General features: G+C 68.2%; 17 protein-coding genes. 3 read left to right on the top strand and 14 right to left on the bottom strand.

Features of this window, described 5'->3' with window-relative positions; translation table 11 throughout:
- Nucleotides 1-39: 39 nt before the first annotated feature.
- From ACGFYQ_RS34145 to ACGFYQ_RS34080, 14 genes are all read right to left on the bottom strand, one after another.
- Nucleotides 40-354: a hypothetical protein gene (locus ACGFYQ_RS34145; protein ID WP_393750084.1), complete on the bottom strand. Its 315-nt coding sequence runs from the start codon at nt 352-354 to the stop codon at nt 40-42.
- A 279-nt stretch (nt 355-633) separates the two neighbouring features.
- A complete protein-coding gene (locus ACGFYQ_RS34140; protein WP_393750083.1) occupies nt 634-1,632 on the bottom strand; it encodes a hypothetical protein in 999 nt (332 codons plus the stop codon).
- The gene (locus ACGFYQ_RS34135) at nt 1,629-2,663 is read right to left on the bottom strand and encodes a helix-turn-helix transcriptional regulator (RefSeq protein ID WP_393750082.1); all 1,035 of its coding nucleotides are present in this window, start codon (nt 2,661-2,663) and stop codon (nt 1,629-1,631) included. The genes ACGFYQ_RS34140 and ACGFYQ_RS34135 overlap by 4 nt, the downstream gene beginning before the upstream one ends.
- The gene (locus ACGFYQ_RS34130) at nt 2,664-3,425 is read right to left on the bottom strand and encodes an SDR family NAD(P)-dependent oxidoreductase (protein WP_393750117.1); all 762 of its coding nucleotides are present in this window, start codon (nt 3,423-3,425) and stop codon (nt 2,664-2,666) included.
- A gap of 2 nt (nt 3,426-3,427) precedes the next feature.
- The gene (locus ACGFYQ_RS34125) at nt 3,428-3,844 is read right to left on the bottom strand and encodes a hypothetical protein (RefSeq protein WP_393750081.1); all 417 of its coding nucleotides are present in this window, start codon (nt 3,842-3,844) and stop codon (nt 3,428-3,430) included.
- Between the two features lie 23 nt (nt 3,845-3,867).
- On the bottom strand, nt 3,868-4,881 hold the full coding sequence (locus ACGFYQ_RS34120) for an amino acid--tRNA ligase-related protein (protein WP_393750080.1): 1,014 nt from the start codon (nt 4,879-4,881) through the stop codon (nt 3,868-3,870).
- Nucleotides 4,878-5,825 carry an LD-carboxypeptidase gene (locus tag ACGFYQ_RS34115; protein ID WP_393750079.1) on the bottom strand — a complete coding sequence of 316 codons (948 nt, stop codon included), beginning with the start codon at nt 5,823-5,825 and terminating at the stop codon, nt 4,878-4,880. Before ACGFYQ_RS34115 ends, ACGFYQ_RS34120 begins: the two co-directional genes overlap by 4 nt.
- Before the next feature lie 85 nt (nt 5,826-5,910).
- Nucleotides 5,911-7,314, bottom strand: coding sequence for a B12-binding domain-containing radical SAM protein (locus ACGFYQ_RS34110; RefSeq protein ID WP_393750078.1), 1,404 nt, complete (start codon nt 7,312-7,314; stop codon nt 5,911-5,913).
- Nucleotides 7,311-8,327: a radical SAM protein gene (locus ACGFYQ_RS34105; RefSeq protein WP_393750077.1), complete on the bottom strand. Its 1,017-nt coding sequence runs from the start codon at nt 8,325-8,327 to the stop codon at nt 7,311-7,313. Before ACGFYQ_RS34105 ends, ACGFYQ_RS34110 begins: the two co-directional genes overlap by 4 nt.
- A gap of 483 nt (nt 8,328-8,810) precedes the next feature.
- On the bottom strand, nt 8,811-8,999 hold the full coding sequence (locus tag ACGFYQ_RS34100) for a DUF5999 family protein (RefSeq protein ID WP_393750076.1): 189 nt from the start codon (nt 8,997-8,999) through the stop codon (nt 8,811-8,813).
- The gene (locus tag ACGFYQ_RS34095; protein WP_393750075.1) at nt 8,992-9,174 is read right to left on the bottom strand and encodes a hypothetical protein; all 183 of its coding nucleotides are present in this window, start codon (nt 9,172-9,174) and stop codon (nt 8,992-8,994) included. Before ACGFYQ_RS34095 ends, ACGFYQ_RS34100 begins: the two co-directional genes overlap by 8 nt.
- 365 nt (nt 9,175-9,539) lie before the next feature.
- Nucleotides 9,540-10,196 (bottom strand): class I SAM-dependent methyltransferase, encoded by a 657-nt coding sequence (locus ACGFYQ_RS34090; protein WP_393750074.1) that lies wholly within the window; start codon nt 10,194-10,196, stop codon nt 9,540-9,542.
- On the bottom strand, nt 10,193-10,390 hold the full coding sequence (locus ACGFYQ_RS34085; RefSeq protein WP_393750073.1) for a hypothetical protein: 198 nt from the start codon (nt 10,388-10,390) through the stop codon (nt 10,193-10,195). Before ACGFYQ_RS34085 ends, ACGFYQ_RS34090 begins: the two co-directional genes overlap by 4 nt.
- Before the next feature lie 141 nt (nt 10,391-10,531).
- The gene (locus ACGFYQ_RS34080; RefSeq protein ID WP_393750072.1) at nt 10,532-11,032 is read right to left on the bottom strand and encodes a hypothetical protein; all 501 of its coding nucleotides are present in this window, start codon (nt 11,030-11,032) and stop codon (nt 10,532-10,534) included.
- A gap of 292 nt (nt 11,033-11,324) precedes the next feature.
- Between ACGFYQ_RS34080 and ACGFYQ_RS34075 the strand changes: the two genes are divergently transcribed.
- The 3 genes from ACGFYQ_RS34075 to ACGFYQ_RS34065 are packed head-to-tail and all read left to right on the top strand — an operon-like array spanning nt 11,325 to nt 12,621.
- Nucleotides 11,325-12,203, top strand: coding sequence for a helix-turn-helix domain-containing protein (locus ACGFYQ_RS34075; protein ID WP_393750071.1), 879 nt, complete (start codon nt 11,325-11,327; stop codon nt 12,201-12,203).
- Complete coding sequence (locus ACGFYQ_RS34070; RefSeq protein WP_393750070.1) at nt 12,200-12,418, top strand: DUF397 domain-containing protein; 219 nt, start codon at nt 12,200-12,202, stop codon at nt 12,416-12,418. Before ACGFYQ_RS34075 ends, ACGFYQ_RS34070 begins: the two co-directional genes overlap by 4 nt.
- On the top strand, nt 12,415-12,621 hold the full coding sequence (locus ACGFYQ_RS34065; RefSeq protein ID WP_393750069.1) for a DUF397 domain-containing protein: 207 nt from the start codon (nt 12,415-12,417) through the stop codon (nt 12,619-12,621). The genes ACGFYQ_RS34070 and ACGFYQ_RS34065 overlap by 4 nt, the downstream gene beginning before the upstream one ends.
- Nucleotides 12,622-12,855 lie beyond the last annotated feature (234 nt).

Genomic DNA, 12,855 nt, shown 5'->3' with positions numbered 1-12,855 from the left:
GCCGCACCATGAACGGGTGCGGTCGCTAGTGTCGCCCGCTCAGCGTGGCCGCGACACTCCACCGACGTAGGCGGTGACGCCGCGGCGCTGGAGCGTGCCGCCGGGGATGATCTTCGCTCCGGCCGGGGGCACGATGACCTTCCGCTTTGCGCGGGTCGACTGGTCGCCGCCGATCAGGTGCCGGTTGTCTATTTTCTCCGCGCAGTCTTGGCCGTTGACTTCGTCGTAGGGGCGACGGCACCCCTTGCAGTACACCTCCAGCGCCTCGATGCGCTGGCCGTCGGCGGCCTTGAACGAGCCGCGGAAGTCGGCGATCCCTGCGATCCGGGGAGTCACTGAAACTTCGGCGGCCACGACCCAGGTGTGCGACAGGTCTCGCGGGGGCTGAGGTTCCACCGGCGGCTGAGCGGGAGACGCAGGTGAGGGAGCGGCCTTCGTCTCCGGCTCGGGGGCGAGCCAAGCGAACAAGCTTTCCTGCCGGTGGGACCAGCCGTTCAGGGGTGGGTGGGGGGCTGTCGCAGTAGTCACCGTGCCTCCGCCGTGTGGGCTCGGGGTTGACGTAAAGCCAAACCCCCTTCACTGCCCCAACGTCATCGGTGTCTTTCTGTTACACCTGCATCTTCGACGCCCGTTTCAGGATCGGGTGCCGCTCGCAGCAGTGTCGGCCGCCAGGGCCTCGTTCCAGGCGTCGATACCGGCGGGTTCGAGGAGGGGCGCGACGGGAGCGTCCAGGTACTCGTGCTCGACGAAGTACAGGGCGGCAGTACCGGCGTGTCCAGGGAACAGCTCGTTCATACGCCGGGTGACGGCCTCGGCGGCCGCGTCGTCGACGCCCAGGATCCTGCGGGCGAGGATCTTGCGGTTCCACACGTCGATGCCGAAGACAGCGGGGTCGCGGGAGGCATGGGAGGCCATCACCGCGGCGGTGTAGGGGCCGACGCCCTTGATCGTCTGGAAGGCGTCCACGAGGTTGTCTTCCGCGAGGAGGTCGTCGCTGGTGTGCTCGCGGAAGAATGCCGCGAAGTGGGGCAGGGTCTTGGCCCGATAGCCGAGCCGGTCCTGCTCCTTGAACGTCTCCATGGTGACGTCGGCGATCTCAGCCGGGGTGAACCACGCGCGCAACATGATGCCGTCGAAGCGAACGAGGTGGCCGTGGTTGACGAGCAGGGAGCGGGTCATCCGGGTCGTGCCGGCCACGGTCATGTTCTGCAGGAGCAGCGCGATGACGGAAATCTCGAAATGGTCTTCCGGGCAGGATTGGCGCATGCCGGCCAGCGCAGCGAGCGGCTCATGCATCGCTGGCACCTTGGACGCCAGCTCGGTGAAGGCTGCCAGTTCCTCGGTCAGCCCGTAAGAGTCCGTGATCCGGCGGGTGAGCTGGTCGCGGTGGGCGGGCTTGTAGTCGCCGTCGGTGTAGATGTCGGCGATGACGGTGCGGTCTTCGTACGCGAGCCGGACCCCGGCGACGAGGTCGCCGGCGCGGAAGGTGCGCCAGCTGCAGTCGGAGGTGTGCGCTTCCAGGCCGGTGGCGTAGTGGGAGGGCTTCCACACGGTGTGGCGGAAATCGAAAGGCCCGTCGCCGGTGACGGGCAGGTAGAGGGTATCGGCGTGGTCGAGCTGGCGAAGAGTCACTGCGAGGGCTCCCTGGGGGGTCGTCCGTGGGTCGAGCGGAGACGGGCATCGTCCTCCGCGCCCGGCGGCGGGACGTGGGGTGACGGCAGCTGGGGGATGTCGTAGGCGGCGAGCGCGGCCGCCAGGTGGGCGGCGGTGGCCTGACGCAGCTCGTCCGGGGCAATGACGGTGACGTCCGGCCCGTACGAGCTGACCAGGGGTATCAGCCACTCCCATCGATCGACGTACAGCACGAGGGTGACGCCCCCGTCTTCGCGGTGGGTGGCCTCGGAGTTCCTCTTCAAGCTCAGCCGCAAAAGCTCATCGCGGGCCGCGGGGGAAATTTCCAGCTCGACGCGGGTGTCGCCCTTGCCGAACTCTTCCATCGCCTCATTCCACCAGGACCGGACCGAGAAGTCCTCCGGGTAGGGAAAACTCAGGTCGGTGGGGCGGATCCGATCGATCAGGTTGAGGCGGTAGCGCGCGGGAGCGGCGTTGGGCGGGGCCGCGACCATGTGCCACTCCCCGCCCTTCCAGACCATGCCGAGCGGCTTGAGCACCGCAGTCTCTTGCCGACCGTCCTTGGCGCGGTGGACGATCTCGAGGGCTGTGTCCGTGAGAACAGCGGTGCGCAGAACGGGCAGGTGGCCGGAGCCCTGCCCGTTCCAGTACCAGTCGGCCGTGTCGAAGTGGAACCGCTGATTGATGCGGCGCATCACCTCCCGGACGTTCTGGGAGATCCCGGCGGCCTGCAGGCGTCCGTCGGTCTCCGCGTCGTCGCTCCCCATCAGACCGAGCACGTACAGGCGGAGGGCTTGGTCGGAGTCGAAGGTGAGCGGGTGTACGGGGTCCTCCCCGGCGAGGCGGTAGCCGCCTTTGGCGCCGGGGAGGGAGTCGATCTCGATGCCGTGGGCCGCGAGCTGGCTGATGTCGCGCTGGATGGTGCGGACCTCGACGCCGAAACGCTCTGCCAGTGTGCGCGCGGGCACGTGGTCGTGGCTGCGGAGCATCTGAATGATCCGGAGGTGGCGGGTGTGGGTGGCGCTGACCATTCATCCCGCCGCGAGCAGGGGGTATACCTGACCCGAGGCGTACCGCCACTGGGAGGCGGTGGCCAGGTCGATGCACGCGGTGGCGACCTCGTCCAGCGCGAGGGGCCGGCCCCAGGGCAGGCCCTTGTAGTAGGCGTCGGGGTCCGTGACTCCCTTGAGGGCCATCACCTGCTGGGCAAGCGGCGAGTCGATGAGGGAAGGAGCCAGCAGGTTGACCCGAACACCGTGCTGCGCCTCCTCTTTGGCCAGGGTGGTCACGAGCGCTTCCAGGGCGGCCTTCGCCGCGCTGTAGGGACCGTTGCCGGGACGCGCGGCCCGGCCGGCGTCCGATCCCACCGCCAGTACGGAGGCGCCGTCGAAGCGGGCCCGCGGTGCGAGCGCCCGCCAGGCGGCCGCGAGAGAGGTGACGTTGGCCTGGTAGACCCGGTCGAACTCGTCCGGGTCGGTCTCGGCGACGGTCTTCTTGCTCGACGGTGCCCCGGCGCAGGCGAACACTGCTTGCAGTCGGTGGGGCAGGTCCTCGGTCACCAACCGCAGTTGGTCCGCGGTCGCCGGGTCCTGGGCGTCGAACCGCTCCCAGAGAGTGCCCTGCGGGCGGTCCTGCGGGGGTCGGGACCGGTAGGTGGCTACCACGAACCAATCGCGGTCGATGAGCTGGCGGGTGATCTCGGAGCCGAGTGCGCCGGAAGCGCCAGTGACCACCGCCATCGGCCCGCGCGGGTAGCGCAACGCCTCGATGTTGATTGGCGAGTCGAAGGACATGGTCACTCACCAAATTTCTGGCCGTTGGGGTCATCGGGGTGGTCGGTGTCCCACATCTCGGCGAACCGCATCTGGGAGGCAGGGATGTGGAACAGCGCCCCAACCTGACGGGCGTGGTCGAGCGTGGCTTGGTCGTCGCGGTCGACGGTGACGACGGTGTGCGGGAAGGCGATGAGCATCCGCTTCTCGTCGAGCAGGTGGGCGTAGTACAGGTGCGGTTCCAGTGCGCGGGCCAGTTCGAGGGCCAGCGCGGCCGCCTGGTCGGTCGGTACGGTGACCTCGCAGATCTCGATGGGAGTGTTCCCGTCGAGATCGTGCTGATACCGGCGTACGGGCAGCCCGTTGAAGCCGGCGGGCAGCGCCCTGGTGGTCAGGCTCTCGGTGATGACGACAGCGCGCATGGTCGCGGTAGCGGACATGGGGCCGGCTCCCTTCGGCTGGGTCAGTGGTGAGGGAAGGTCAGGACCTCGGTGACGGAGCGGCCCATACAGGCGGCCAGCAGCCGTTCCACGCCCAGGCCGAAGGTCAGGACATCGGCGGGGTCGCGGTCCACGTCGGCGTAGAACTCGCCCGGGCCGTCATCGACAGGGATGCCATGCAGCTCCTCACGCAAGAGCATGTTGGCCTCGACCATCGGCCGGTAGTCGGCTGAGGTGCGCAGCTTCACGCCGCCGTCGCAGATTTCGATGCCCCCGACGATGAGAGAGAACCGCTGCGCCCGCCCCGTGCGCTCGTCGACTCGGCTGTTGTGCCGCAGCTCGTACGGGAAGGAGTGCAGGAGCGTCGGGGTGGTGACGGCTCCTTCGACGGCCTGCTTGACGAACTCCTCCATCACCTCCCACGGGCTACTGGACGCGGGCAGGTCGCGAGCATCAAGCCAGGAGCGGGCGGCAGCGACCAGCTCTGCGCCCTCGGGGGCGAAGGAGCGTCCCAGGGCCTCGGCGATGGCGTCGTCGACGGGACGGACCGAGATGGTCGTGAAGTCGGCGCCGGTGGTCTTGAGGTTGCCGAAGGTGGAGCGGACCGCGTCTTGGACCAGTGCGGCAACCAGCTCGAGCCCCTGGGCGAGGGTGATGTCGCGGGCCGCGGTCTGCAGCATGGTGAACTCGATCGCGTGGCTGCCGTCGGCCCGTTCAGCACGGATGGCGGGCGCGAGGTCGAAGACACGGTTGATGCTGGTCACCACACGCCGCAGGTGCTCTTCGGCTGAGTGCTTGAGGTGGAAGCCCTCTCCCGTCAGCGGGTGCTTGGTGGAGAACTGGGGGATGGGTGCGCTCTCCCGGTGCTGGCACAGCATGGGGGCGGTGATCTCGTTGTAGCCGGTCTCATGCAGCCAGGTCCGCAGGGCGCGCAGCAGATCGGCCTTGAGCAGCACGACGTCACGTTCGTCGGGGTTGTCCTTGAGGAACGTCCCGTAGTGGCGGCGGTCGGCGGTGTGGTCGGTCAGGGCCGTCATGCCGCGCCCCCGTTGGTCCACGCCGAGGCGATGGTCAGCGGGTGCTCGGCGCTCGCGTCCAGACGGACCGTGGCGCCTACCGGCAGGGTGTGCTTGAGGGGCGTGTGACCGTAGGGAAGGCCGTGGGCGAGCGGCCAGTGGTAGCCGTCGGCCAGGTCCTCGACCATCTCGGTGAGAGTGATACCGGCGCTCGGATCGCAGGCGACCGGTTCGCCGATCACCAGACCCGCGATCTGGTCCAGGACGCCGCAGTCCCGGAAGTGCGTCAGGGTCTGGTCGAGGACCTCGACGTTCTTGAAGGCGTCTTCGACGGCGAGGATGGCGCCTTCCCACTTCGGCTCCCAGGGCGTGCCGAGCAGGCAGCGCAGGGAGGACAGACATCCCGCGATCAGGTGGCCCTCGGCGGTTCCGCCGCGGCTCCAGGTCAGGGGTGCGTCGATGCGGCCGGCTGACGGCCGGCCCGAGAGCATCGCGGTGAAGTGCTCGGCTGTTGCGGTGGGGGCGTCCTCGGCGGCGAGGTCCCACATCACCGACGGCCCGTGGAAGGTGACGAGCCCGATCCGGGCGGTGATCGCGTTCAGGAGCAGGCTCGGGTCGCTGACTCCGACGATCGCCTTCGGATTGCGGCGGATGAGGTCAAGGTCCAGGCCGGACAGGAGCCGGTTGGCGTTCTTGCCGCCGCCGGCGCAGACCACCGCGGTGATGGTGTCGTCGGCGATCAGGGAGTGGAAGTCGTTCAGCAGGCTGGCGGTGTCGCCGGCGCGGTACCCGGCCTGGCCGGTCGCGTGCGGGGCGATGACCGGCTCAAAGCCGAGGACGACGAGCGCGTTGAGGCCGCGGTCGAACACCTCGGGGTTCGCGGCGGGTTCGGCCGCGGAGACTGTGACGATGCCGATCCGGTCGCCCTTGACCACGGGGGCGGGCAGCAGCGGTGTGGTGCGCAAGGGGGGTTGCTCCTTTGGTGAGGTGCGTGCCCGGGAAGTAACGGGGGAGGGACTTCCCGGGCACACAGCGTGACGATAGAAGGGGTTACTGGGCGGGCGCCAGCCTCATTCGCGTCTCGTCCCGGGCTCGGTCGGCGGTCGCCTGGCTCGTCCAGGGCGTCAGCGAGGTGTAGTAGTCGAAGTGCGACCAGTCCTCCAGCGTCGCTGGCGGGACGAAGCCGTGTTCCAGGGCCTTGTCGTACAGACCCGTTCCGGGGTACGGGGCGAACAGGTGCACGCGCGTTTCCGGGGTCGGGGACAAGGCGCGCAGCTCATCGATGAGCGAGTACGTGTCCTCCACCTCCGCCTCGCTCTCGCCCGGGAAGCCGACGATGAAGGTGTAGGAACCGAGGATCCCGTTGTCCGCGATCTCCCGGGCGACGTCCAGCAGCTTCTCCCGGCTGATCTGCTTCTTCACGATCTCGCCCAGGACGCGGTCGTTGCCGGACTCCATGCCCATCAGCAGGCGGGTGCAGCCACTGGCCGCGATCCGCTCCAGCAACGGCATGCCCTTCTTCCGGGCCTTGAGGATGTCGTTCGGGTTGATGGACGCGGCCCACTTCAAGTCGAGGCCTCGCTCAATGAGACCCTCGCAGAACCCCATAGCGCGCTGGAGGTGTACGAAGAAGTCCGCGTCGTAGAACTTGACCCCGTTGATGCCGTACCGGGCCTTGAGGTCCGCGATGTCCCGGAGCAGGTCGTCGGCCAGCATGGCCGAGTACTTGCGCTGGTAGACCAGTTCGTAGCAGAAGTCGCAGATGTAGACGCAGCCCTGGGAGGAGATGTAGTTCAGGGTGCGGGTCGCGACCGTCGGGTCATCGCGGACATAGCGCGGGATGTCGAGGAGGTGCCACGGGTAGGCACCCATGGCGCCGGTTCGCGGAGGGTTGAGCGGCCCCTTCACCGTCTGGCCGCACTGGTGGGTCACCAGGCCGGGCACGTCCTGGCGGCGGGTGCGTCCGAGCAGCGAGGCGACGTAGGCGGTCATCGAGTTCTGGCCGGGCCCCTGCAGGACCGCATCGACCAGCGGGTGTGCCGCGGTCTGCTCGGCCAGCACGTTCACGTGGGGGCCGCCGAAGACGACCGGCGGGCAGTGGGGGCGCGTCTTCACGGAGGCCACCATGTCCAGCGCGTGCCCAATCTGGCCGCCGCCGGTCATGATGCTCACGCCGATGCACACCGTCCGCTCCAGCTCCTCATCGAGGAGCTTCTCCCAAGCGGCCGCGTCCTGCTGGTTTCCGTCGAAGAGCACAACGTCGACCAGCCCGGACTCCATCAGCGGCTTGGCCAGCGTCAGGAGCGCGAAGGGCATCCAGAAGTAGACGTAGTTCTTCTCGTGATCGATCTTCGGGTAGGCCAGGATCACGAGCGGCCGGCCGGACTCCGAGGTCGGTTCCACGGGTAAGGCCGCGGGTGCGGTCAGGGCGGGCATGCCGAGCATGACGGTCATCGGGCGGCCTCCGGCTGCGGGGAGCTGGTGCGGAAGTAGGCGTCGGCGTACATCTCGAACGCGGCGTCGACCGCCTTCTCCAGGGCTTCGCCGCCTTCGGCCGCGGCCGCGGCGAGGTCGACGGTGTTGTCGTCGCGCAGGAGACAGAACTGCAGGCGCATGTCCGAGGTGAGGCGCAGCGCCATCAGCGCGTCGTGGCAGGGGAAGAAGACGCAGCCCCGGCACACCGATCCGTACCAGGCCCCGGCGTTCGAGTCCTTCACCACGACCCGCATGCCGGAGGCCAGCGTAAGGACGGTCATCGGGTGGCCCAGGCCGCCCTGCTGCAACGTCTCCTCGCGGACCGAGATGCCCCGCAGGCCCTCGGTGATCTCCCCGAGCGGCACGTATGCGTCGGCCAGGCTCTTGCCGCGCTTGGTCAACAGCCGCCGAGAGAAGGACTCCGCCCCCTGATCGAGGTCCTTGATGACGTCCAGCAGCTTCACGCTCTCCACGCCGGCGCCCTCGCACATCTGCACCAGATCGGTCACCTCCGCGTCGTTGATCCCCGAGAGGACCACCACGTTCACCTTGACCGGGAGACCGGTGGCCACGCACTGCTTGATCGCGTCGACGACCTGGCCGTGGTCGTCGACGTTGCAGATCTCGTGATGCAGGTTCGGGTCGAGGGTGTCCAGGGAGACGTTGAACAGCGTCACCCCGGCCGCCGCCAGATCGCCGGCGAGCTCTCCAATCCGCGGGTGGCGGGAGATCACCTCGATGTCCGTGAACCCCGCCTCGTCGCGGAGCCTTCGCACCACCTCCACCAGCGGTCCGTACAGTGCCGGGTCGCCGCCGGTCAGCTTCACACTGGTGATCCCGCGGGCCCGCACCGCGCGCGCCACCCTCAGCAGGTCCTCCGGAGCGAGTTCGACCCCCTTCGGCGTCGCCACCGCCTCACCGGACGGCCGGCAGTAGCCACAGGCCCTCTCACATCGGGAGTTCACCGTCACGCGCCACTGCGGTACCAGCATCGTGCTACCCCCCAGCTCGGACGTTTTCGTCGAGGTCACAGCCTCTCGGTCCCTTCTCTTGATCTGCAACGGCATCGGTCAATCCCGATGTCGGGGTTGTGCGGCGCCGGCACACGCAACCCCGACACCTCTGGTGGTCACTCGGGACGTGGTGGGTTGGGTGGCCCTACGGTGCCGGGCTGCCGGTCGGTCGGAACCGTGCGGACCGGCGCGGCTCAGACCTGGTGATGGTCGAATGCGGCTCGGGCGCGGGAGAGCCAGTCGTAGCTCTCTCGCGGCGACACCAGCTCACCGGGCGACACTGCTGCAGCTCTTGCGAGGCTGCGGGCTGGGAAGAGCGGCATGGGTCCCTTCTTTCGGGCCAGAGCCCGGAGCAGTTCTTCGCAGCGCTGCTCGTCCGCGGCGACCAGTCCCTCCATGAGCCGGGGCGCCGCGGGCTGCGGGCGGGTAAGAAGCGCCCTGATCGCTACCGCGAGGAGCACGTCAAGCCGCCATGGCAGGTCGGCGCGGCCCGATGGCCCGTCCGTCCGGGAACAGTTCCCCCGTGTCGTCGAAGAGCACGGCGCCATTGCACAGCAGGCTCCAGCCCTGTTCGGGGTGGGCAGCCACGGTGCGGGCGGCATCGTGATCGGCGCTGTCGGCGCTGGGGCACGGCGGTTGGTGCTCACACATGGCACTCCTCCGGAAGGTCGAGACCGGGCGCCGTGCTGAGTGCCAGCAAAATCTCCGGCGCGAACTCGGGGTCCTCCCAGTCGCCGGTCTTCGCCTGTGCGTCCGGGTTGGACAGGAGTGGGACCAGCCGGATCCCATCTCCGTGGCCCAGCACGGCCGCCCATCCCACCAGCATGCCTACGCACCAGTCGGACCACGGGGACTCAACCCGCGAGGAAGCCGCCGCCAGCCGAAACACCGCCCCCGGGTGCTGCTCCCGTGTCGCTGCGGTCAGCCAGCGAAGCGCTGCGTCGAGTTCGTTCCGACGTAGGGCCTTGGACCCGAGGCGATAGACCGAGTTCGCGTGCCTCTGTGCCTCAGTGGCCGGCCCAGGCAACCAGTTCCCGTCTGGTCTGTCCCACACGCCGTCGCGCTCCGCCAACAGCGCATGCAGCACCTCAGCCGTCATCGGACCCTCGTGGACCATCGTCGTCTCCCTGGTACGTGGAAGGGCGTTTGTGTCCGCCCTGGGGCTGGCTGGGCACGGGGACGGCAGCGGGCTCAGTAGCCTGTCGGGCCGGTCAGGGCCAGCGCCGTGAACTCCTCCGACCAGTCCAGGTCCCAGCGCTGTGTGTGCCGCCAGCCTTCCCGGAGGCCTTCGATCACCGAGTTGGGGTAGCCGCGGAAGTAGCCGTCGGGCTGCTGCTCCCAGACCTGCACCACTACGTACACGACTCCCGTGCGGGGCCTGACCCAGCGGCGGGCGTCGGTCATGAAGCGCTGCACATCCAGGTACGGCAGCACCAGCCGGCACGCCAGCACGTCCACGCTGCCCGGCACCAGAGCCCGCGGTGCGGTGCTGGTGAGGAAGTCGTGGGCCTCGAACGACAGTCGTCTCTCGCCAGCCCAGAAGTCGCGAGCTCGCTCCACAGCGACCGGCGACCAGTCGTAGCCGGTCGTACGCAGGCCCTCGCGGGCCAGCGCCGTCGTCAGCACTCCCCAGCCACTGCCCACGTCCACGGCCGTCCTCATCCCTGCACCCAGGACGTGCCGCCGGATCCCCTCCAGCTCCACCTTCGTAAAGGGCAGGTTCTCCTGCGGCTCCGGGTTGGAGTAGAAGCGGTCCCAGTCCATGCGCTTGCGCAACGCCTCTATCGGATCCGCCGGCACCCGGCGGGAAACGGCGAGGTCGTTCGTCAGGGTCGGCAGGCCGCTCACGCCGTACCTCCGCGACGAGAGAGACGGGCGTTACCCCCGCCGATCGCCGAGAGGTACTCGCGGGCCGCACCGGCAAACAGGTCCTCGGTGGTGGGCTCCAGTTCCTCCAGGACCCGCTTCCGCCTCAACTCCTGCTGCGGCGTGCGCACCGGCAGCTCGTTCGAATCCTCGGCTCTGGCGTGATCCACGCTCATCGTCCCTTCTCTCCGTTGTGTACCAGTACGCGACCATCAGTCCGATCACGAACAGCACCATCAGCGCCTGCAAGATCCACTGCCGCCAGCCGCCGTACCTATCCATCCAGCGCCTGCGGTCCAGCCACGTCCATAAGCCATTCACCGGCCCGTCTCCGACAGCGCCAGCGCCACGAACCAGCCGCGTGCGGCCATCTGCTTGAGGAAGCTCTCGTACTCCCTCAGATCCGCGCTGATGTGCTCGTACGTCGGCGCGAGCAGCCCGTCGGCGAAGCCGGCCCGCAGCAGCAGCCGCGCGGCGCTCAGGCCGGTGCGGTACTCCAGGCGCACGGCCGGCTCCACGTCCAGGCACGGCTCGTCTCGTACGAGCCAGTGCCGCGACTTCGCCACCAGTTCCAGCGCCTCAAACTGGGCACCAGCCTCGTGCTCAGCGGCATGCACATAGCGGACGACTCTCAGCATCCGGCCGTTCTGCCGGGCCTGCTCCCACGCGGCCCGTACCCCATCCGTGCGAACTCCCCACAACCGCGCCAGCGGATCAGCCTGCCGTACCGAGCTCTCGGCCAGGGGCGTCCACCGACGCTGGTTGGCGTTGTCACGATCCATCCAGTCGTCCAACCGCAGCTCGGTGAAGGCCGTCACGGCGTACTCCTAGGCAGGCATGGCAGTGGAAGCCGCCCAGGACCCGGGGCAGGTGGGGCGAGTGGACACCGGTTCCCGGGCGGCTCGACTACCGTCCTACCTACGGGAGTTCACGTGCAACCGACTGTGCCCAGTCAGTTGCCCAGGGAAGTGAATTGGTATATGACGGGAGACGCACAGGGGCCCAGATGCGGTCAGCAGGAGGCATGGGAAGACGAGCAGGGCCCGAGACGAGGCGCACAAGGGCTGTCACCATCGGAACAGGCGGCCCGAATTTGAGGGGAGGAGCACCATGGCGGCACACGTAGGGTCGACGTTCCTACGCATCATGCTCGGAGCCGAACTCACCCGTCTACGTGAGCAAGCCGGGTTGACGGGAGACCAGGCGGCGAAGGCGATCGGGCTCCGTTCGGCCTCGATGATCAGCAAGGTCGAATCCGGGCAGAGCGGGTTCGAGCGCATAGACCAGCTGATGAAGCTCCTCAACGAGTACAAGGTGCCATTCGAGGGTCAGGAGATGCTTGCTGACTGGTACCGCAACGCCAAGGGCGGTGACTGGTGGAGCCCGAAGGTCTCCGTTCTTCCCTCAGGGCTGAACACGTTTCTGGCCTTCGAGTCCGGCGCGCGCAGCGCCCGCGTATGGACCCCGATGGTCGTGAACGGCTTGTTCCAGACCGAGGACTACGCCCGTGCCCTGATCGAGTCCGCTCGAATCGCAGATGATCGCACATCTGAGTTCGTGGACAACGCGGTTGAGGTGCGAGTGACCCGGAAGAAGCGGATCACTGAGGAAGGCATGGAACTCGTCTGCATCATGGATGAGTCCGCGCTCACCAACTGGGTCGGAAGTCCCGAAATCATGCAGGCCCAGTACGAGGAGATCAGACGACTCTCGGCACTGCCGAACGTCACGGTGCGAATCATCCCGGCGAAGGCCCCTGCGTACCGCGTCGTGGGTGGCGAGTTCTTCATCCTGGACTTCGATCGGAAGGAACTCCCCGGGCCGGCCGTTGTGAGCTCTGGGGTGGGCGGTGAGGTACGCGTGCTGTCAAAGGAACGCATGGTCAAGCAGTTCAGCCGCCGCTTCGACCAGCTCGCCCAGGGCGCCCTGCCCGTGCATGAAACCCCTGCATTTATTGATCGAGTAGCACGAGAGGTAGCAGCATCATGAGCAGCTCCGACACCGGCCGTCCGCACGGGCAGTGGTTCAAATCGTCATACAGCGGAGGCACCAGCGGAGAGTGCGTGGAGGCATGCCCGCAGCCGGGCACCGTTTACGTCCGGGACTCGAAGCGCAAGGATGAGCCGGAGCAGGCCGTCCTCGGCTTCTCCATGACTGCGTGGGCGTCCTTCACCGGCTCCATCGGACGAGAGGCATCTGCATGACGAGCAACGTCCGCCAGTACGGCCAGTGGTTCAAGTCCTCCTACAGCGGGGGAACAAGCGACCAGTGCGTCGAGGCGTGCCCCCAGCCGGGCGCCATCCACGTCCGGGATTCCAAGCGGAACGGTGAGACCGGCGCGCCGATTCTCGCCTTCTCGACCGCGGCCTGGTCGACGTTCGCCGCCAACGCTGGCGGAGGGCGCTGATGACGGGCGGGAGTCCCCCTCGCCGGTATCGAGGAGGGCACCCGCCCCGTCCAGCTTGCCGCACGGCTCTGACAGCCGACAGCTGTCCTGCGAGCTGACAGGACGATCTCGGCCTTCACCGGAGGGGGGAGGCCGAGATGCGTTCACCCCCCGTTCCCCTCCTCAGCCGGGGGCCATCGCCGGATCACCTTGTCCCCGGCGCTGCCCTCCTCGATCACCGTGATCACGGCTATC

Origin of the sequence: Streptomyces sp. NPDC048258 (assembly GCF_043201995.1) — a bacterium.
In the GTDB taxonomy this organism is placed as follows: domain Bacteria; phylum Actinomycetota; class Actinomycetes; order Streptomycetales; family Streptomycetaceae; genus Streptomyces.
Note: the sequence above shows the minus strand (reverse complement) of the source record. Positions and strands in the feature narration are given on the sequence as shown.

Bases quoted from the DNA above. Each gene is read 5' to 3' on its own strand.
- ACGFYQ_RS34135 (WP_393750082.1), bottom strand. From the start codon at position 2,663: ATGGTCAGCGCCACCCACACCCGCCACCTCCGGATCATTCAGATGCTC.
- ACGFYQ_RS34130 (WP_393750117.1), bottom strand. From the start codon at position 3,425: ATGTCCTTCGACTCGCCAATCAACATCGAGGCGTTGCGCTACCCGCGC.
- ACGFYQ_RS34125 (WP_393750081.1), bottom strand. From the start codon at position 3,844: ATGTCCGCTACCGCGACCATGCGCGCTGTCGTCATCACCGAGAGCCTG.
- ACGFYQ_RS34120 (WP_393750080.1), bottom strand. From the start codon at position 4,881: ATGACGGCCCTGACCGACCACACCGCCGACCGCCGCCACTACGGGACG.
- ACGFYQ_RS34110 (WP_393750078.1), bottom strand. From the start codon at position 7,314: ATGACCGTCATGCTCGGCATGCCCGCCCTGACCGCACCCGCGGCCTTA.
- ACGFYQ_RS34105 (WP_393750077.1), bottom strand. From the start codon at position 8,327: ATGCTGGTACCGCAGTGGCGCGTGACGGTGAACTCCCGATGTGAGAGG.
- ACGFYQ_RS34100 (WP_393750076.1), bottom strand. From the start codon at position 8,999: ATGTGTGAGCACCAACCGCCGTGCCCCAGCGCCGACAGCGCCGATCAC.
- ACGFYQ_RS34095 (WP_393750075.1), bottom strand. From the start codon at position 9,174: ATGCTGGTGGGATGGGCGGCCGTGCTGGGCCACGGAGATGGGATCCGG.
- ACGFYQ_RS34085 (WP_393750073.1), bottom strand. From the start codon at position 10,390: ATGAGCGTGGATCACGCCAGAGCCGAGGATTCGAACGAGCTGCCGGTG.
- ACGFYQ_RS34075 (WP_393750071.1), top strand. From the start codon at position 11,325: ATGGCGGCACACGTAGGGTCGACGTTCCTACGCATCATGCTCGGAGCC.
- ACGFYQ_RS34070 (WP_393750070.1), top strand. From the start codon at position 12,200: ATGAGCAGCTCCGACACCGGCCGTCCGCACGGGCAGTGGTTCAAATCG.
- ACGFYQ_RS34065 (WP_393750069.1), top strand. From the start codon at position 12,415: ATGACGAGCAACGTCCGCCAGTACGGCCAGTGGTTCAAGTCCTCCTAC.